Raw genomic sequence first — 19,160 nt, forward strand, 5'->3', positions numbered from 1 at the left:
GCCGACAGGCCGGGCAGCCTCCGCCCTGCCGCCCTGCCGCCCTGCCGCCCAGCCGCACCGATGCTTTCGCCCCGCCCACCGGTGGCCGGGCTCTGCCAGGGCGACACCCAGGCCCAGCCACCGCCCCACGCCGGCCACCTGCCTGTGCCGAGCCGACCGCCGGGCCGCAGTCGCCGAGCCCAGCCACCACCGCCCCATCGCACTCCGGCGCACCCACCACCGGCAGGAGCGAGGTCCTGTACCCCGGCCAACAGTCGAGCGGCACCCGCCAAACCAACAGGCCACCGCCCCATTCCACTGCCGCGCCCCCTCCGCCGCCCGCCCTCCCGGCCACGAACGGCACGGGCAAAGGGGCGCCCCTCCTGGACCCGTTCCCCCGGGCCGCCCTCCGAGTGGGAAAAGGCGGGCGGAGGCGGCCTGTCAAGGGTGGGCGAAGCCCATCGGCGAAGCCGACGCGAAGCGCCCTTGACGGGGCGCCGGAGCCCGCCACACTCGGAGAGAGGGCGGCCCACACGCCCACCATGACCAGGGCGTTCAGGCCGAGGTCTCGGCTAGGAGGGGAGCCACGCCCGCCACGTCGCCTCGTTCTGCTTGACCCACTTCTCCGCCGCCGCCTCCGGGGAGAGCTTCTGCTCGGCGATCATCAGCGCCACATCGTTCTGCGCCTCCGTCGTCCAGCGGAAGTTCTTCAGGAAGGCGGCCGCCTTCCCGCCCTTCTTCGCGAAGTCGGCGTTGAGGAACTTCTGGAGCGGGGTGTGCGGGTAGGCGCAGGCGACCTTCTCCGGGTCGGCGTCGCAGCCCTCCTTGTACGCGGGCAGCTTCACCTCCGTCATCGGCACCTTCTCGAACAGCCACTGGGGCTTGTACCAGTACGTCAGGAAGGGCTTCTTCTCCTTGGCGAACTGCTTGATCTGGGTGATCTGCGCCGCCTCGGAGCCCGCGAAGACGACCTTGTAGTCCAGGCCCAGGTTCTTCACCAGGGCCTTGTCGTTGGTGACGTACGACGGGGAGCCGTCCAGCAGTTGGCCCTTGCCGCCGCTCTCCGCGGTCCGCAGCTGGTCGGCGTACTTGTTGAGGTTCTTCCAGTCGGTGACGTCCGGGTGGGCGTCCGCGAAGTACGTCGGTACGAACCAGCCGATGTGGCCGGTCACGCCCAGGTCGCCGCCGCGCGTGATGGTCTTCTTGTCGTTGACGTACCGCTGTTCCTGTTCCGGGTGGCCCCAGTCCTCCAGGAGGGCGTCCACCCGGCCCTGGCTGAGCGCGTCCCAGGCGGGGACCTCGTCGACCTGGACGGTGTCGACGCGGTAGCCCAGCTCGTGTTCGAGCAGGTACTTCGCCACGGCGACGTTGGCCTGGGCTCCCACCCAGGACTGGACGGACAGGGTGACCGTCTTGGTGCCCTGGGCGCCGGCGTACGGGGACGCCTGCTTGGTCATGTCGGCCGCGCCGCAGGCGGTGAGGGGCAGCAGGGTCACGGCGGCGACCAGGGGTGCGGTGATGCGCTTACGCATGTCGGGCCTCCTTTCCGGTCGGCTGGGTGACCCGGTCGAGCATCAGGCCCAGGCAGACGATCGCGGCGCCCGCGACCAGGCCGGTCGCGAGGTCGCCCTGTGCGAGGCCGTAGACGACGTCGTAACCGAGCGCGCCACCGCCGACCAGGCCGCCGATGATGACGACGGCGAGGACGAGGACGACCGCCTGGTTCACGGCCAGCAACAACGCCGGTCGCGCTAACGGCAGCTGCACCTGGCGCAGTTGCTGCCAGCCGGTGGCGCCGAGCGAGCGGGCGGATTCGAGCGCGACCGGGTCGACGCCGCGAAGGCCCTGGGTGGTGATGCGTACGACGGCGGGCAGGGCGTACACCACGGCGGCGGCGACCGCCGGGGCGCGGCCCACGCCGAAGAGGGCGACCACCGGGATCAGGTAGACGAACTGCGGCATGGTCTGGAAGACGTCCAGGACGGGGCGCAGAAGCCGTTCGAAACGAGCGCTGCGCGCCGCCGCGACGGCGACCGCGAAGCCCAGCACCAGTGTGACGGCGACGGCGGCCAGCACCTGCGACAGGGTGTCGAGCGACGCGTCCCACACGCCCAGGACGCCGATGGCGCCCATGGCGGCGACGGCCGTCAGCGCGGTACGCCAGGTGCCGACGAGCAGCGCCAGCGCGCCGACGAGCAGCAGCAGCGCCCACCAGGGCAGCGCCTGGAGGCCGTCCCGTACGGGGTCGAGGACCCACCCGGTGAAGTGCGCGGCCCAGTCGGCGGTGCCGCCGATGACGGGGACGCCCGAGTAGAGGTGGGCGGTCATCCAGTCGACGGCGCGGTTGACGGGCTCGGCGATGTCGACGTGCCACGCCACGGGCCAGGCGAGCCCGCCGCTGACGCGGCCCACGACGGCGGCGGCCAGGACGGCGACGCCGCAGGTGGCCCAGTCGCGGCGGCGTACCGCCCGGGCGCCCGTGGCCGTGCGGTCGAGCACGACCGCGAGGAGCACGATGGGGATGCCGGCGGCGAGTGCCGCGCCCACGTCCACCGATGCCAGCGCCTGGTAGACGCGGTCACCGAGGCCGCCGGCGCCGATGACGGAGGCGATGACCGCCATCGACAGGGCCATCATGATCGACTGGTTGACGCCGAGGAGCAGTTCCTTGCGCGCCAGCGGCAGCCGCGCGGTGAGCAGCCGCTGCCTGCCGGTCGCGCCGAGGGAGGCGGAGGCTTCGAGGACGCCGGGGTCGGCGCCGCGCAGGCCGAGGGCGGTGAGGCGGGCCATGGGCGGGGCGGCGTAGACGACGGTGGCGAGGACGGCGGCGGGGACGCCGATGCCGAAGACCAGCACGACGGGAAGCAGGTACGCGAAGGCGGGCAGCACCTGCATGGTGTCGAGGACGGGCCGCAGCGCCCGGTACGTACGGTCGGAGAGCCCGGCGGCGAGGCCGAGGAGCGCGCCGAGCGCGACGGACGCGGCGACGGCGACGACCATGAGGGCGAGGGTCTGCATGGTGGGCACCCACATGCCGAGCAGCCCGCACACGGCGAACGCGGCGACGGTGGTCAGGCCGAGGCGCAGGCCCGCGACGCGCCAGGCGACGATCCCGGCGACGGCGGTCACGCCGGCCCAGCCGGCGGCGAGGAGCACCAGGTAGACGCCGCGCACGGCGAGGACGACGGCGTTGCTGATGTGCCCGAAGAAGTAGAGGAACAGCGGGTGGCTGTCGCGGTTGTCGACGATCCAGTCGCTGGCGGTGCCGAGCGGTCCGGACAGGTCGACGGAGAGCGAGGTGGGCCAGGTGCCGCCGCCGGCGAGGAGGAGGCCGAGCGGCAGGAGGACGAGGGCGGCGGCCAGCGGCCAGTAGCGGCGGAGGGCGGCGGGCGGTCGTAGCCGTACGGGGGCGGTGAAGGTCGCGGTCATGCCGCCGCCTTCCCCGCGGCGGCGGCCTCCCCCGTGACGGCCGCCTCCCCGGCGGGCTGCGCGTCCCGGGCAGCCGACGCCGCCCCGGTGCCGGGCGCCGGGACGCCCGCGACGACCGAGAGCAGGCCCTCGTGGTCCACGACGCCCACCCATCGGCCGGCGTCGACGACGCGTACGGGGCCGCCGGTGCGGGCGACCGCCTCGATGGCCTCGGAGACGGTGGCGCCGGGCGCGACGGCCGGACCGGAGTCGGCGTCGTCGGCGCAGGGCGGGCGCATGGCGGTGCGTACCGTCATCACCTGCTCGCGCGGCACGTCGCGCACGAAGTCGCGTACGTAGTCGTCGGCGGGCGAGCCGACGATCTCCTCGGGCGTACCGAGCTGCACGATCCGGCCGTCGCGCATGAGGGCGATGCGGTCGCCGAGGCGCAGGGCCTCGTTGAGGTCATGGGTGATGAAGATCATCGTGCGGCCCTCCTCACGGTGGAGCCGGATGACCTCCTCCTGCATGTCGCGCCGGATCAGCGGGTCGAGGGCGCTGAACGGCTCGTCGAACAGGAGCACTTCGGGGTCGACGGCGAGGGCGCGGGCGAGGCCCACGCGCTGCTGCTGGCCGCCGGAGAGCTGGCCGGGCTTGCGGTCCTCCAGGCCTTCCAGGCCGACTTTGGTGACGACCTCGGCGGCCTTGGCGCGCCGTTCGGCGCGGCCCATGCCCTGGATTTCGAGGCCGTACGCCACGTTGTCGAGGACCGAGCGGTGCGGCAGCAGGCCGAAGTGCTGGAAGACCATGGCGGCGCGGTGGCGGCGCAGGTCACGCAGCCGGGACCGGTCCATGGAGAGAATGTCCTCGCCGTCGATGGCGACGGTGCCGGAGGTCGGCTCGATGAGCCGGGTCAGGCAGCGTACGAGGGTGGACTTGCCGGAGCCGGACAGGCCCATGACGACGAACACCTCGCCCTTGCGGACGTCGAAGGAGACGTCGCGGACGGCGGCGGTGCAGCCGGTGCGCTCGCGCAGTTCGGTGGCGGGGAGGTCCGCGAGCTCGGCGGAGCGGGGTACGCGGTCGGCCTTGGGGCCGAAGACCTTCCACAGGCCGTTGACGGAGAAGACGGGGGTGTCCGTGGCGGTGGCAGGGGTGTTCGTGAGGGGGGTGTTCATGGCGGGGGTCTTCGTGACAGGGGCCGTACTCATCGGGCGTCACCTCGCAGCAGGTCGGCGGCCTTCTCCCCGACCATCAGCACGCCGATCATCGGGTTGACGGCGGGCATGGTGGGGAATACGGACGCGTCGGCGATCCGGATGCCGTCGAGTCCACGGATCCTCAGGTCGGGCCCGACGACGGCCTGTTCGTCGTCGACGGCGCCCATGCGGCAGGTGCCGGCCGGGTGGTAGACGGTGTGGGCGACCTTGCGGGCGTACTCGCTGAGTTCCTCGTCGCCGGTGATCTCGGGGCCGGGGCAGACCTCGCGCTTGAGCCAGCCGGCGAGCGGCTCGGCCTTGGCGATCTCGCGGGCGATGCGGATGCCGTCGACGAGGGTGCGGCCGTCGTAGTCGTCCTCGTCGGTGAAGTACCGGAAGTCGAGGGCGGGCTTGACCTCGGGGTCGGCGCTGGTCAGGTAGAGGCGCCCGCGGCTGCGCGGCTTGGGGATGTTGGGCGTCATCGACACGCCGTGCGCGGGGCGCTGGTAGCCGAGCCGCTCGGGGTTGTCGGTGAACGGGATCTGGTAGAAGTGGAACATCAGGTCGGGCCCGCGCGACTCGGGGTCGCGGCGTACGAAGAGTCCCGCGTCGCTGTCCATGGCGGAGTTCTCGGGGATCGGCCCGTCCGTCTCCCAGACGATGACCGACTCGGGGTGGTCGAGGAGGTTCTCGCCGACGCCCGGCAGGTCGTGGACGACGGGGATGCCGAGCTTTTCGAGGTCCTGGCGGGGCCCGATGCCGGAGTGGAGCAGCAGCCGGGGCGTGTCGACGGCGCCCGCGCAGACGAGGACTTCGTGGCGCGCGGTGATGAGCTGCTCGGTGCCGTCCTTCGTACGGACGTGGACGCCGGTCGCCGTCGTGCCGTCGAGCTCCAGCTTGTACGCCCAGGTCTCCAGCATCAGGTGGAGGTTGGGGCGCGTGTCCATGATGGGGTGGAGGTAGGCGACCGAGGCGGACGAGCGCTTGTTGTTCTCCGGGTGGTAGGCGAGGTCGAAGAACCCGACGCCCTCGTGGAACGGCTTCTTGTTGAAGCCCTCCACGCGCGGGACGCCGAGCGCGGCCTGGGCGGCGTCGACGAAGTCGCGGGCGATGGCGTTCCGGTCGTTCTCGTCGACGGGGACGATGTTGTTGAGGAGCTTGTCGTAGTACGGGTCCATGGCGGCGGCGTTCCAGCCGTCGGCCCCGGCCTCCTGCCACTCGTCCCAGTCGGACGGCAGCGGCTTGAAGGAGATGAGCGTGTTGTGCGAGGAGCAGCCGCCGAGGACGCGGGCGCGGCTGTGCCGGATGTGGGAGTTGCCGCGTGGCTGCTCGGTGGTGGGGTAGTCGTAGTCGAGGTCGCCGCCGAGCAGGCCCATCCAGCGGCGCAGGGTGAGGACGTCGGGGCGGTCGACGTCGGACGGGCCGCCTTCGATGACGGCGACGGTGACGCCGGGGTCCGCGGTGAGGCGGTGGGCGATGACGGAGCCGGCGGTGCCGCCGCCGACGATGACGTAGTCGTACGTAGTGTTCACAGGGTTCTCCCGCTCGTCAGCCCGCGAACCAGCGCACGGGGCGCGGGGCGAGGTTCTGGTAGACGTGCTTGGTCTCGCGGTATTCGGCGAGCCCGGCCGGGCCCAGCTCGCGGCCGATGCCGCTCTTGCCGAAGCCGCCCCACTCCGCTTGCGGCAGGTAGGGGTGGAAGTCGTTGATCCAGACGGTGCCGTGGCGCAGCCGTCCGGCGACGCGCCGGGCGCGGCCGGGGTCGGCGGACCAGACGCCGCCGGCCAGGCCGTACTCGGTGTCGTTGGCGAGGGCGACGGCCTCGTCCTCGGTGCGGAAGGTCTCGACGGTGAGGACCGGGCCGAAGACCTCTTCGCGCACGACGCGCATCTCGCGGTGGCAGCGGTCGAGGACGGTGGGGCGGTAGAAGTAGCCGTCGCCGTACGCGGGGCCGGTGGGGCGTGTGCCGCCGGCGCGGAGGACGGCGCCTTCGGCGAGGGCGGAGGCGACGTACTCCTCGGTGCGGGCGAGCTGCTGCGCGGAGACGAGGGGGCCGCACTCGACGCCCTTGTCGGTGCCGCGGCCGATACGGATCTTGTCGGCGCGGTGGGCGAGTTCGGCGACGAACCGCTCGCGCAGCGACTCCTCGACGATGAGGCGGGAGCCGGCCGAGCAGACCTGGCCGCTGTGGATGAAGGCGGCGTTGAGGGCCTGGTCGACGGCGGTGTCGAAGCCCTCGTCGGTGGCGCAGGCGTCGGCGAAGACGACGTTGGGGTTCTTGCCGCCGAGTTCGAGGGCGACCTTCTTGACGCTGTCGGCGGCGGCGCGCATCACCTTCGTACCGCTGACGAGTCCGCCGGTGAAGGACACCAGGTCGACGTCGGGGTGTTCGGACATGCGGGCGCCGACGGGGTCGCCGGGGCCGGTGACGAGGTTGGCGACGCCGTCCGGGAGTCCGGCCTCGGTGAGGAGCCGGATGAGGGCGACGGTGGTGAGCGGGGTGATCTCGCTCGGCTTGATGACGAACGTGTTGCCCGCCGCCAACGCCGGGGCGATCTTCCAACTGGCCTGGAGGAGGGGGTAGTTCCACGGTGTGATCAGCGCGCACACACCGACGGGCTCGTGGACGACGACGCTGTGGATGTCGGGGGATCCGGCGTCGACGACCCGGCCGCCGCTCTCGTTCATGACGAGGTCGGCGAAGTAGCGGAAGGCGTCGGTGACGCAGTCGACGTCGACGCGCCCTTCCTCCAGGGTCTTTCCGGCGTCGCGGCTCTCCAGCAGGCCGATCGTCTCGCGGTCGCGCTGGAGCAGGTCGGCGACGCGGCGCAGCAGCGCGGCCCGTTCGGCGACGGGGGTGCGGGGCCAGGCGCCCTGGTCGAACGCGGTGCGTGCGGCGGCGATCGCGGCGTCGGTGTCCTCGGCCCCGCCTTCGGCGACGACCGCGAGGGTCGTGGCGTCGGCGGGGTCGAGGATCTCGCGCGTGGCGCCGGTGGCGGCTGCTCGCCACTCTCCGCCCACGTGGATGGTCTGTTGGTCCGACACGTCGCGTTTGCCTTCCGTTCCCGGTTCATTCGTCACCGACGGTGGTCGGCGACCGGGGTCCCTGCCCGGGGGAACGGAAAGCATGCGCGAAAGTGGGTTTGCTCACTCCCCGCCGGGGTAGCGGGGCGGTCGCACTCAGTCGCCGTGGACGGTTTCGAGGACCTGGTCGGGGGCGTCGTCCTGGACCCGCAGGCAGGCCACCCACGCGGGCAGCATCCAGTGCGTGACCAGCAGGGCGAACAGCACCGGGAACAGCACGCCACCGTCGTAGCGGACCCCGCCGAGCCAGGCGGCGAGCCCCGTCCCGGCCGCCCCGGCGAACAGCAGCCCGAGGGTGATCCGGTGGGCGATGGCCCGGACCCGGTCCCGCTCGTGAAGCTGGCGCTCGTCCAGCATGTGGCCGCGCAGCTCCAGCAGTCCGCGCGTGGCGCCGTTGATGGCCCCCATGGCGACGCACCAGGGCAGGACCAGCGCCAGCAGGGCGAACGGCATCCACAGCGGGCCGAGGTGGACGCTGCCGAGCCAGAGCGCCACTGAGGCGGCGGTGAGCCCGATGTGCGCCGCGACCCAGGCGCGGCGGCGTGCGGCCGTGCGGCCCAGGGCCTGCATGTCGCGCCGGTTCATGATCGCGTACATCCGCCGGTCGTGGCGCGTCGCGGTGATGGTCACTGCTTCCTCCCGTTGTCCCCGTAAAGCTCCGTGGTGAGCGGCTGGAACGGCTCCAGGGAGAACAGTGCCTCCACCGGCAGCCCGAAGTAGCGGGCCGCCTTCAACGCCAGGTCAAGGCTCGGGTTGTACTGCCCCCGTTCGATGTAGCCGATGGTCTGGTAGTGGACGCCCAGGGCGTCGGCGAGTGCCTGGCGCGACACCTTCCGCTCCGCCCTGACCACGGCCAGCCTGTTGTGTACCTGCTCGCTCATGTATAAGAAGTACTACATCTCATAGCGCTTTCGCAATGATCCGAATGGATGACCGGTTCGGGCGTCGCTCCCGGCCAGGCGGTCCCGGCCGACCTAGGGTGCGTCCATGCGCAGCAGCGACGACCGCGTCTACCTCGCCCCCGTCGACCATCTGCGGGCCGTCGCCGCCGTGCTCGTCGTCCTGTACCACGGCTGCCAGCTGCTGAGCGCGCGCATCGAGGGCCGCCGCTTCGTCCCGGCGACGGACTGGCTGTACTCGGACAACCCGGCCGCCACGCTCGTCTTCGAGGGCCACACGGGCGTCGCCCTGTTCATGGTCCTGTCCGGCTTCATCTTCACCGTCGGCGCGTACGGCAAGCCGGTCCGCTACGGACGCTTCCTCACCAACCGGCTGCTGCGCGTCTACCCGCTCTACCTGGTCGTCGCCGTCCTGGGCCTCGCCACCCAGGTCGCCATGCCCACGTTCCAGGACCTGCTGCGGATCCTGACGTTCGCGACGCCGACGCAGCCGTACGGGGGCGTCTTCTGGACGCTGTGCGTGGAGATGCAGTTCTACCTGGTCTTCCCGCTGCTCAACCGGCTCCTCGGCGAACGCGGGCCGGGCGCCCTGCTGCGGCTGCTGGCCGCCGTGTCGCTGCTGCGGGCGCTGGTGTGGCTGAGCAGCCCGGCGCCCGAACCGCACACGGCGTCGCTCTACCTGGGCCTGGCCGGGCGCATCGACCAGTTCCTGCTGGGGATGCTGGCCGCCTGGGTGTACGTGCACCACCGGGACCGGCTGCGGGCCGCGTGGCTGCCGCCGGTGGCGCTGGCCCTGGCGCTGGGGCTGCTCTGGTCGTTCAACCAGGTCCACGGGTTCGTGTCCGACAGCCCGCTGAAGCTCGTCTGGAGCGGGGCGGAGGGCGCGGTGTGGGCGCTGGTGGTGGCGGCGTACGTGGCGGGCCGCGAGACCAAGGCCGGCGGGTGGCTGTCGCGGGCCCTCGCCCGGCTCGGGGAGGTCAGCTTCTCCGTGTACCTGACGCACTTCATGGTGCTGACGGTGATCGGCGAGTGGGGGTGGTTCCCGGGCGGCCTGCCGCCGGTGTGGGCCGCGTTCCTGGTCACGGTGCTGGTGGCCCTGCCCCTGACGGTCGCGGTGTCGTTCGTGACGTACCACGCCATCGAACTGCCGTTCCTCCGGCTGCGACGGCCGTACGTCGGCGCCACCGTCCCGGTGGAAACACCGCGCCCCCGGCAGCGGGAGGGCTACCGGGGGCGGTGACGGGGTGAGGGGTCAGAGCAGGCCGAGCCCGCGGACCGCGTCGCGCGCCCATTCTCGACGGCTCCTCTCGCACTGCTCGGCCCGGGGGCCTCACAGGCTTCGAGGAGCCGCGCCCGACTCCGTGGGTCGACCGGCGTTGCCTCAGATCAGGCCCAGGCCACGAACCGCGTCGCGCTCCTCGGCGAGCTCCTGCACCGAGGCGTCGATGCGGGTGCGCGAGAACTCGTTGATGTCCAGTCCCTGGACGATCTCGTACGTGCCGTTCTCGCAGGTGACCGGGAAGGAGGAGATCAGGCCCTCCGGGACGCCGTAGGAGCCGTCCGACGGGATGCCCATGGAGGTCCAGTCGCCCTCGGCGGTGCCGTTCACCCAGGTGTGGACGTGGTCGATCGCGGCGTTGGCGGCGGAGGCGGCGGAGGACGCGCCACGGGCCTCGATGATCGCGGCGCCGCGCTTGGCGACGGTCGGGATGAAGGTGTCGGCCAGCCACTGCTGGTCGCCCACGACCTCGGCGGCGTTCTTGCCGGCGATCTCCGCGTGGAAGATGTCGGGGTACTGAGTGGCCGAGTGGTTGCCCCAGATGGTCAGGCGCTTAATGTCGGTGACCGGGGCGCCGGTCTTCTTCGCCAGCTGCGAGATCGCGCGGTTGTGGTCCAGGCGGGTCATCGCGGTGAAGCGCTCGGCCGGTACGTCCGGGGCGGCGGCCTGCGCGATGAGCGCGTTGGTGTTGGCCGGGTTGCCGACGACGAGGACCTTGATGTCGTCCGCGGCGTGGTCGTTGATGGCCTTGCCCTGCGGCTTGAAGATGCCGCCGTTGGCCTCCAGCAGGTCGCCGCGCTCCATGCCCTTCGTACGCGGGCGGGCGCCGACGAGGAGGGCGACGTTGGCGCCGTCGAAGGCGACGTTCGGGTCGTCGGTGATCTCGATGCCGCGCAGCAGCGGGAAGGCGCAGTCGTCGAGCTCCATCGCGGTGCCCTCGGCGGCCTTGAGGCCCTGCGGGATCTCCAGGAGGCGCAGCTTGACCGGCACGTCCGCGCCGAGCAGGTGGCCGGAGGCGATGCGGAAGAGGAGCGCGTAACCGATCTGGCCGGCCGCGCCGGTGACGGTGACATTCACGGGAGTGCGGGTCATGGCGATCTCCGTAAGACAGCTGGCGGTGGGGGTCCCTGCCCCTGGTGCTGGACATCCCTTCCGATCTTCTGATCGATCGATGTCTCGACGTGAAGAGATATCCAGCGGTCAGGCTATCGGACCCGGCCCCCCGCGCACCGCCGCCCCCTTGTGTCTCGGCTCACTGCTCGTCCGTACAGCCCTTCGTGCCGTTCGCCAGCGTGGCGCACGCCTTCGGCTCGGCGCCGTCGGCCGCCGCCACCATCGGCGTGTACGCGTCCTTGTCGATCTTCACCGAGCCGTTCTGCGTCTCGCCGCCCGCGCTGATGGTCACCTTGTCACCGGCCACCGCCTGGCTGATACGGGCCCAGGCGGCCCCGCACGTCTCGCTGTAGCGGACCTCGACCTTCGTGGTGCCGACGGTCGCGGAGGACGTGGTGGTGGCGTACTGGCCGCCGCAGCCCATGGCCTCGGGGTCCTGGCCCGTGCAGTCGTCGCCGGCGCACTTCACCCCGGCGGGCAGCGACTTGGAGGCGCTGGTGCTCGGGGTGGCCGTCGGCGACTGCGCGACGTTCTTGGCGGGGCCGTCGTCGCCGCCGAGGTCGGTGAGCAGGACGGCCGCGACTATCACCAGCAGGGCGCCCACGACGCCGGCCGCGAACATGGCCACCTTGCGCTTGCCCTGCGGCGCGGACCGGGACGGGGACGGGGACGGGGGCCGGGACGGCGTCGCAGAGGCCGCGGGGCCACGGCGGGCGGGACCGTTGGGACCGCCGTCGGGCGGTATGACGGACGACCGCTCGGCGGCCCGCCCGGCGGCGGCCCGGTCGGCGCCGCGGTCCGGGGCGGGGTCCGCCCCCGGTGTCGCCTTCACCCGCGACGAGCCGTCGGCGCCCGGTCCGGCGGTGCCCCCGAACTCACCCAGCGCGGCACGCGCCTGGGAGATCCGTATGGCCTCCATCGTCATGTCGTGGCGCATCTCGGCGCGGCTCCAGGCGCGCTCCGCGAGCTCCCACATGGTGGTGAGGTGCACCGGGTTCGTCCCGGTCACCTCGGCCAGCGCGACGATCGCCCCCTTGGGCGCGAGGAGCCGCCCATTGAGATAGCGCTCCCACGACGTCTTGCTGTACCCGGTGCGGTCCGAGACCGCGGCGATGCTCAGACCGCTGCGGTCCACCAGCCGGCGCAGCTGACTCGCGAACTCCTTGACCTGCGGGTCGAGTTCGTCCGGTAGCGCCTTCCAACGAGGCATAGCCTCCCCCTTGTCCCCCCGTACGTGCCTGATGTGCTCCCCGCGCTGCGTGCCCCCTGACGCCTCACGGTGCTCACCGAGGTGTCACCGAGAGGGATGCGCGGAGCCAGGATGACAGTTCCTGGAACGGGGGCGCACGGGCGCATTCGGAACATGGGCGTGCCCCCTTACGCGCCCTGTCCTGGTGCCGCCCCAGTTTCGCATCCGTTGCGGGTCGATCACACCATGCCGGAATGGTCACCTCCGTGCCACAGGCCCCGGACATGTCTTGAACGCGCTTGGCGAGTGCATGACGCTCATACGCAGGTCACGGCGCCCGTCCTGCTCGGGGGAGAGGACGGGCGCCGCGACCCGCCTGCCCGGGCTCACATCGACAGCATCCGCTTCTGCAGGCCTGTGTCGAGGACGTCCAGGAACTGTTCCGTGGTCAGCCACGGGTGCTCGGGGGAGATCAGCGCGGCCAGGTCCCTGGTCATCTGGCCGCCCTCGACCGTCTCGACGCAGACCTGCTCCAGCGTCTGCGCGAACCGGGTCACCTCCGGCGTACCGTCCAGTCTGCCGCGGTGGGCCAGGCCCCGGGCCCAGGCGAAGACCGAGGCGATCGGGTTCGTCGAGGTCGACCTGCCCTGCTGGTGGCGGCGGTAGTGGCGGGTGACCGTGCCGTGCGCGGCCTCCGCCTCGACGGTCCGTCCGTCGGGGGACATCAGGACGGAGGTCATCAGGCCGAGCGAGCCGAAGCCCTGGGCGACGAAGTCGGACTGGACGTCGCCGTCGTAGTTCTTGCACGCCCAGACGTATCCGCCCTCCCACTTCAGGGCCGAGGCGACCATGTCGTCGATCAGGCGGTGCTCGTAGGTGAGGCCCGCGCTGTCGAAGCCGGCCTTGAACTCGGCGTCGAAGACCTCCTGGAAGATGTCCTTGAAGCGCCCGTCGTACTTCTTCAGGATCGTGTTCTTCGTGGACATGTAGACGGGGTAGCCGCGGGCCAGGCCGTAGCGGAACGAGGCGCGCGCGAAGTCGCGGATCGAGTCGTCGTGGTTGTACGTGGCGAGTGCGACTCCCGAGCCCGGGAAGTCGTGGACCTCCAGCTCGACCGGATCGGAGCCGTCCTCCGGAGTGAAGGTGAGGGTGAGCGTGCCGGGGCCGGGGACCCTGAGGTCGGTGGCGCGGTACTGGTCGCCGAAGGCGTGACGGCCGACGACGATCGGCTTGGTCCAGCCCGGGACGAGCCGGGGCACGTTGCTCATGATGATCGGCTCGCGGAAGATCACGCCGCCGAGGATGTCGCGGACGGTGCCGTTGGGCGAGCGGTACATCGCCTTGAGGTTGAACTCCTCGACGCGCGCCTCGTCCGGCGTGATCGTGGCGCACTTGACGCCGACGCCGTACTGCTTGATGGCGTTGGCGGCGTCGACGGTCACCCGGTCGCGGGTGGCATCACGGTTCTGGATGCCCAGGTCGAAGTACTTCAGCTCGACGTCGAGGTACGGCAGGATCAGCCGGTCCCTGATGAACTGCCAGACGATGCGGGCCATCTCGTCGCCGTCGAGCTCGACGACGGGGCCGGCTGCCTTGATCTTGGACATGAGGCGGTACGTCCCTCTCGCGCGGCGACGACGTGTCTCGTTCGTCAAGGTACTCGCGAGGACGTACGCGCCCCCTGTCCTGCGCGGCCGTCCGGGGCGGCGGCCGTCTAGCGCACCGCGAACCGGACGGCGTCCTCCAGGAACGGGATCTCCAGCCAGGGATCCGGCTGGGTCATCAGCGACAGCAGCACGATGCCGGCACCGAGCACTCCGTACGCGGCCATGTCGGTGAAGCGTGACCGGACGGCCAGCATCCCGACGGAGGGCAGGACGCGCCGCATGGCGGCACCGGTCAGCAGGGCGACGCCGATGAGCATGGCCCCGATACGCGGCGCCTGCGGGAACGGGTCGAACCCGACGACCAGCAGCCCGAGCGCGGCCAGCCCCAGCACGGTGAGCAACGGCCACTGCCGCGCGGGCGCCGGCGCGTCCCCCGGCGCCGCCCGGCCGCCCCCCTCCGGCCGCGCGGTGTCCCGCGTGACGGTGGGCGGCCGACGGGACGCCCGCACCGGGCGCGACGCCTCGGACCCGGCGGCGCGGCCCTCGCCGGCACCGGAGCCTCCGGCCGCGTGCTGCCCGGTCGGCCGTGCGTCGGCGGGTTCGTCGGCGTCGGCGGGTTCGTCGGCGGGTTGCCCGGTCGGCCGTGCGTCGGCGGGTTCGTCGGCGTCGGCGGACGCGGCAGGTTCGGCAGCCGGGCCCTCGGCCGGGCGGGCGGCGGCGCGAGGCTCGGCGGCGTCGGCGGACGCGGCGGACGCGGCAGATTCGGCAGGTTCGGCAGGTTCGGCAGGTTCGGCAGTAGGGCCGTCGGCCGAGCGAGCGGCCCAGCCCCCGGCCGGGCGGGCGGTGGCGCGGGCGGCCGGGCCCTCGGCCGGGGGGGCGGCGGGGGTGCCGGTGGCGGGCCGGCGGACGCCGGCGCCGTCTGCGGTGGGCCGGCCCGGGCCGGTGGCCGGGTCGCCTGTGGCGCCGCGACCGGCGGCGGGTTCCGCGGCCGAACGGTCACGGGCGGGCTCGGCCGCGCCCGGACGGTCGCCGACCGGGCCGGTGGCAGTGGCGGTGGCGGGGGCGCCGGACGGGGCCGCGGCCTCGCGGGCGGGGCTCTCGTCCGCTCGGGTGGGCCCCGCCGCCGGGCCCGGGCTGCCGGCCGAGCGGCGGCCGCCGGAGCTCTCCGCGGCCGGAGGACCGCCACCGCTCACGCGTGGGGTGGCGGAGTCGTCGTTCGCCCGTACGCCCATGGGGTCGCCCTCTCCCGTCCGGCTCAGCTCGCGGTCGCGGCGGCGGCGCGCTCGGCCGCCTCGACGACGTTGACCAGCAGCTGCGCCCGCGTCATCGGGCCGACACCGCCAGGATTCGGGGCGCGCCACCCGGCGACCTCGTTGACGCCCGGGTGCACATCGCCGACGATCTTGCCGCTCTCGTCACGGCTGACGCCCACGTCCAGCACCGCCGCGCCCGGCTTGACGTCCTCGGGCTTGATCAGGTGCGGTACGCCCGCCGCGGCCACGATGATGTCGGCCCGCCGCAGGTGCGCGGCGAGGTCCCGCGTACCGGTGTGGCACTGCGTGACCGTCGCGTTCTCGGACTTGCGGGTGAGCAGCAGCGGCATCGGCCGCCCGATGGTCGTGCCGCGGCCGACCACGACGACCTCCGCGCCGTTGATCTCGACGCCGTGCGCGCGCAGCAGCGTGATGATGCCGTTCGGGGTGCAGGGCAGCGGGGCGGGCTCGTTGAGCACGAGGCGGCCCAGGTTCATCGGGTGGAGCCCGTCCGCGTCCTTGGCCGGGTCCATGAGCTCCAGGATGCGGTTCTCGTCGATGCCCTTGGGGAGCGGCAGCTGCACGATGTAGCCGGTGCAGGCGGGGTCCTCGTTCAGCTCGCGTACGACCGCCTCGATCTCGTCCTGCGTGGCGGTGGCGGGCAGTTCCCGCTGGATGGAGGCGATACCGACCTCCGCGCAGTCGCGGTGCTTGCCCGCGACGTACTTCTCGCTGCCCGGGTCGTCGCCGACCAGGATGGTGCCGAGGCCCGGGGTGATGCCCTTGGCCTTGAGGTCCGCCACGCGGGCGGTCAGTCCGGACTTGATCGCGGCGGCGGTGGCCTTGCCATCGAGAATCTGGGCGGTCATGTGCCCATCCTTGCGGATGACCCCGCCCCGGTTCCAATTCGCCTGCGCTCGAGGTTGCACTTGCACAACACCTCGTTATTCCGACTGGACAAAAAGTCGACGATAGGACAACGATGATCGGCGCAGTGCCGCGGGCAGTGCCGGGGGGCAAAACCGCTCAAAAGTATGTGAAGTTCCTCCGCGCGGGCCGCGCCGTCCCCGCACATCAACGGAGGAAACCCGCCATGAGCTTCGGCGACCCGAACAATCCTTACGGCCAGCCGCAGGGCCAGCCCCAGCAGCCCGGTTACGGCTACCCCCAGCAGGGCCAGCCGGCCCAGCCGCAGCAGCCGGGCTACGGCTACCCGGCCGCCCCGCCCCCGCCGGCGTACGGTGGCGGCTACCCGGGCGGTGCGCCGATGGCGATGCCGGGCATCACCAAGGCGGCCCGTATCTTCCTGTACGTGATCGTCGTCTGCCAGATCGTCGTGGCGGGCATGTACGGCTACACCCTGTCGGAGTTCGACAAGGCGGCGAGCGAGTCCCTCAGCGGCACCGACGCCGAGGCGTTCGCCGACCTCGGCAAGGGCGTCCTCGGATTCCTCCTCGTCCTGTCCCTGGTGTTCGCCGCCCTGGGCCTCGCCCTGGCGCTGAAGTACGCCAACGGCGGGAACGGCGTCCGCGTGTGCTCCATCGTCTACGGTTCGTTCGCCATCGTCAGCGGCATCTTCACCATCCCGGTGGGCCTCATCACGCTCATCGTGGCGATCCTGCTGATCGTGTTCGCGGCCAAGAAGGACTCCGCCGCCTGGTTCCAGCGCCCGAGGCACTGACACACCGCCGAGCGGAATCCACGAAAAGGCCGTAACTCCCTCCCTGTGAGGGCCGGTTACGGCCTTTGGCGTTGCCGGGTATCCGCCGCGGGCGACGCACAGAGGCCGTTGATTCGCCAGTGGCGAATCAACGGCCTCTGCTTATTCCTGCCGACTAGTGGAAGAAGTGGCGCGTGCCCGTGAAGTACATCGTCACGCCCGCCTTCTTCGCCGCCTCGACGACGAGCTCGTCGCGGACCGAACCGCCCGGCTGAGCGACGGCCTTCACGCCGGCCTCGGCGAGGACCTCGAAGGCGTCGGGGAAGGGGAAGAACGCGTCGGACGCGGCGTACGAGCCACGGGCGCGCTCCTCGCCGGCGCGCTCGACGGCGAGCTTGGCCGAGTCGACGCGGTTGACCTGGCCCATGCCGACGCCGACGCTGGCGCCGTCCTTGGCGAGCAGGATGGCGTTGGACTTGACCGCGCGGCACGCCTTCCAGGCGAAGGCCAGCTCGGCGAGCTCGTCGGCCGACAGGGCCTCGCCGCAGGCGAGGGTCCAGTTGGCCGGGTCGTCGCCGTCGGCCTGGAGGCGGTCGGTGACCTGGAGCAGCGCGCCGCCGTCGATGGGCTTGACCTCGACGGGGGCGGACGGGGCGTCCGGGCAGCGCAGCACCCGGATGTTCTTCTTGCGCGAGAGCACCTCGACCGCGCCGGCCTCGTAGTACGGCGCCACGATCACCTCGGTGAAGATCTCGGCGACCTGCTCGGCCATCTCCACGGTCACCGGCCGGTTGACGGCGATGACGCCGCCGAAGGCGGACAGCGGGTCGCAGGCGTGTGCCTTCCGGTGCGCCTCACCGACGTCCGCGCCGATCGCGATGCCGCACGGGTTGGCGTGCTTGATGATCGCGACGCACGGCTCGGCGTGGTCGTACGCGGCCCGGCGCGCGGCGTCGGTGTCCATGTAGTTGTTGTACGACATCTCCTTGCCGTGCAGTTGCTCCGCCTCGGCGAGGCCGCCCGTGCCGTCGACGTAGAGCGCGGCGCCCTGGTGCGGGTTCTCGCCGTAGCGCAGGACGTTGTTGCGGGCGTACGTCGTACCCAGGAAGTCCGGGAAGCCACTGTCGTCGGCAGCGGCGTAGTCGTCGGCGAACCAGGACGCCACGGCCACGTCGTACGCGGCGGTGTGCTGGAACGCCTCGGCGGCCAGGCGCTTGCGGGCGGTCAGGTCGAAGCCGCCCGCCTTGACGGCGTCGAGGACGTCGCCGTACCGGGCCGGGGAGGTGACGACCGCGACGGAGGGGTGGTTCTTGGCGGCGGCGCGGACCATGGAGGGGCCGCCGATGTCGATCTGCTCGACGCACTCGTCGGGCGTCGCGCCCGAGGCGACGGTCTCGCGGAACGGGTACAGGTTCACCACGACCAGCTCGAACGGCTCCACGCCCAGCTCGGCGAGCTGCTCGCGGTGCGCGTCCAGGCGCAGGTCGGCGAGGATTCCGGCGTGCACGCGCGGGTGCAGGGTCTTGACGCGGCCGTCCAGGCACTCGGGGAAGCCGGTCAGCTCCTCCACCTTGGTGACCGGGACTCCGGCCGCGGCGATCTTCGCGGCGGTGGAGCCGGTGGAGACCAGCTCGACGCCGCCCTCGTGCAGCCCGCGGGCGAGCTCCTCCAGCCCCGTCTTGTCGTAGACACTGATCAACGCGCGACGGATGGGCTTATTCACCGACATGAACCTTTCGTCCCTCAATGCGGTAGCCGTGCCGGGCCAGACGCCCCACGACCTCGACGAGCAGCGAACGCTCGACTTCCTTGATGCGCTCATGGAGAGCGGCTTCGTCGTCCTCGTCCCAGACCTCGACCACGCCCTGGGCGATGATCGGGCCGGTGTCGACGCCGTCGTCGACGAAGTGGACGGTGCATCCGGTGACCTTCACGCCGTGCGCGAGCGCGTCGCGCACTCCGTGGGCACCGGGAAAACTGGGCAGCAGGGCAGGGTGCGTATTGACGATCCGACCGCCGAACCGGGCCAGGAACTCCTTGCCGAGGATCTTCATGAACCCGGCCGAGACGACGAGGTCGGGCTCGTACGCGGCGGTCGCCTCGGTCAGCGCGTGGTCCCACGCGTCGCGGGTGGCGTGGTCCTTGACCCGGCAGACGAAGGTGGGCAGCCCGGCGCGCTCGGCGCGCTCCAGCCCGGCGATGTCGTCGCGGTCGGCGCCCACGGCGACGATCTCGGCCCCGAAGCCCTGCGGGTCCTCGGCGATGGCGTCGAGCAGAGCTTGCAGATTCGTTCCCGATCCGGAGACCAGGACGACGAGGCGGGCGGCAGCCACGGGGAGCACTCCTTGCTTGTGTGGTCCTACGAACGAATCGTGCCCCTCGATACGGGGAACTCTACGAAGGAGCCGACCGTCAGCAACGATACCGGCACACCGAGCCGCCCCCACGGGACGGGGGCGGAGCCGGGGGGTAGCGTCTGGGTACAGAGCC

General features: G+C 72.0%; 16 protein-coding genes. 2 read left to right on the plus strand and 14 right to left on the minus strand.

Annotated features, from left to right (window positions below):
- Window positions 1-551: 551 nt before the first annotated feature.
- The 7 genes from BKD26_RS11575 to BKD26_RS11605 all read right to left on the minus strand — a co-directional run bounded on the left by BKD26_RS11575 (window position 552) and on the right by BKD26_RS11605 (window position 8,551).
- The gene (locus BKD26_RS11575) at window positions 552-1,511 is read right to left on the minus strand and encodes an ABC transporter substrate-binding protein (RefSeq protein ID WP_084897770.1); all 960 of its coding nucleotides are present in this window, start codon (window positions 1,509-1,511) and stop codon (window positions 552-554) included.
- Complete coding sequence (locus BKD26_RS11580; protein ID WP_084897771.1) at window positions 1,504-3,408, minus strand: ABC transporter permease subunit; 1,905 nt, start codon at window positions 3,406-3,408, stop codon at window positions 1,504-1,506. Before BKD26_RS11580 ends, BKD26_RS11575 begins: the two co-directional genes overlap by 8 nt.
- The gene (locus BKD26_RS11585) at window positions 3,405-4,565 is read right to left on the minus strand and encodes a glycine betaine/L-proline ABC transporter ATP-binding protein (protein ID WP_107417839.1); all 1,161 of its coding nucleotides are present in this window, start codon (window positions 4,563-4,565) and stop codon (window positions 3,405-3,407) included. Before BKD26_RS11585 ends, BKD26_RS11580 begins: the two co-directional genes overlap by 4 nt.
- Before the next feature lie 29 nt (window positions 4,566-4,594).
- Window positions 4,595-6,118 (minus strand): GMC oxidoreductase, encoded by a 1,524-nt coding sequence (locus tag BKD26_RS11590; protein WP_084897773.1) that lies wholly within the window; start codon window positions 6,116-6,118, stop codon window positions 4,595-4,597.
- A 16-nt stretch (window positions 6,119-6,134) separates the two neighbouring features.
- Window positions 6,135-7,631: an aldehyde dehydrogenase family protein gene (locus BKD26_RS11595; protein WP_084897774.1), complete on the minus strand. Its 1,497-nt coding sequence runs from the start codon at window positions 7,629-7,631 to the stop codon at window positions 6,135-6,137.
- A 135-nt stretch (window positions 7,632-7,766) separates the two neighbouring features.
- Window positions 7,767-8,300 carry a hypothetical protein gene (locus BKD26_RS11600; RefSeq protein WP_241518608.1) on the minus strand — a complete coding sequence of 178 codons (534 nt, stop codon included), beginning with the start codon at window positions 8,298-8,300 and terminating at the stop codon, window positions 7,767-7,769.
- Window positions 8,297-8,551, minus strand: coding sequence for a helix-turn-helix transcriptional regulator (locus BKD26_RS11605; RefSeq protein WP_073753688.1), 255 nt, complete (start codon window positions 8,549-8,551; stop codon window positions 8,297-8,299). Before BKD26_RS11605 ends, BKD26_RS11600 begins: the two co-directional genes overlap by 4 nt.
- A gap of 106 nt (window positions 8,552-8,657) precedes the next feature.
- Between BKD26_RS11605 and BKD26_RS11610 the strand changes: the two genes are divergently transcribed.
- Entirely contained in the window at window positions 8,658-9,809 is a 1,152-nt protein-coding gene (locus tag BKD26_RS11610) for an acyltransferase (protein WP_084897775.1), read from the plus strand.
- A gap of 141 nt (window positions 9,810-9,950) precedes the next feature.
- On the opposite strand, the gene BKD26_RS11615 is transcribed toward BKD26_RS11610, so the two are convergent.
- The 5 genes from BKD26_RS11615 to BKD26_RS11635 form a co-directional block, all read right to left on the minus strand.
- Window positions 9,951-10,940: a malate dehydrogenase gene (locus tag BKD26_RS11615; RefSeq protein WP_084897776.1), complete on the minus strand. Its 990-nt coding sequence runs from the start codon at window positions 10,938-10,940 to the stop codon at window positions 9,951-9,953.
- A gap of 160 nt (window positions 10,941-11,100) precedes the next feature.
- Window positions 11,101-12,171 carry an XRE family transcriptional regulator gene (locus BKD26_RS11620; protein WP_084897777.1) on the minus strand — a complete coding sequence of 357 codons (1,071 nt, stop codon included), beginning with the start codon at window positions 12,169-12,171 and terminating at the stop codon, window positions 11,101-11,103.
- 365 nt (window positions 12,172-12,536) lie between these two features.
- The gene (locus BKD26_RS11625; protein WP_084897778.1) at window positions 12,537-13,757 is read right to left on the minus strand and encodes an NADP-dependent isocitrate dehydrogenase; all 1,221 of its coding nucleotides are present in this window, start codon (window positions 13,755-13,757) and stop codon (window positions 12,537-12,539) included.
- 107 nt (window positions 13,758-13,864) lie between these two features.
- Complete coding sequence (locus BKD26_RS42255) at window positions 13,865-14,989, minus strand: DUF3017 domain-containing protein (protein ID WP_084897779.1); 1,125 nt, start codon at window positions 14,987-14,989, stop codon at window positions 13,865-13,867.
- Window positions 14,990-15,012: 23 nt separating this feature from the next.
- Entirely contained in the window at window positions 15,013-15,879 is an 867-nt protein-coding gene (locus tag BKD26_RS11635) for a bifunctional methylenetetrahydrofolate dehydrogenase/methenyltetrahydrofolate cyclohydrolase (protein WP_084897780.1), read from the minus strand.
- Window positions 15,880-16,103: 224 nt separating this feature from the next.
- On the opposite strand from BKD26_RS11635, the gene BKD26_RS11640 reads away from it, so the two are divergent.
- Complete coding sequence (locus tag BKD26_RS11640; protein WP_084897781.1) at window positions 16,104-16,691, plus strand: hypothetical protein; 588 nt, start codon at window positions 16,104-16,106, stop codon at window positions 16,689-16,691.
- Between the two features lie 154 nt (window positions 16,692-16,845).
- Here BKD26_RS11640 and purH read toward each other — a convergent pair whose 3' ends face one another.
- Both purH and purN read right to left on the minus strand, forming a co-directional pair.
- Window positions 16,846-18,399, minus strand: coding sequence for a bifunctional phosphoribosylaminoimidazolecarboxamide formyltransferase/IMP cyclohydrolase (gene purH, locus BKD26_RS11645; protein WP_084897782.1), 1,554 nt, complete (start codon window positions 18,397-18,399; stop codon window positions 16,846-16,848).
- Window positions 18,386-19,003: a phosphoribosylglycinamide formyltransferase gene (gene purN / locus BKD26_RS11650; protein WP_084897783.1), complete on the minus strand. Its 618-nt coding sequence runs from the start codon at window positions 19,001-19,003 to the stop codon at window positions 18,386-18,388. The genes purH and purN overlap by 14 nt, the downstream gene beginning before the upstream one ends.
- Window positions 19,004-19,160: the final 157 nt, after the last annotated feature.

The organism is Streptomyces sp. CB03238, assembly GCF_002099185.1.
Classification (GTDB): domain Bacteria; phylum Actinomycetota; class Actinomycetes; order Streptomycetales; family Streptomycetaceae; genus Streptomyces.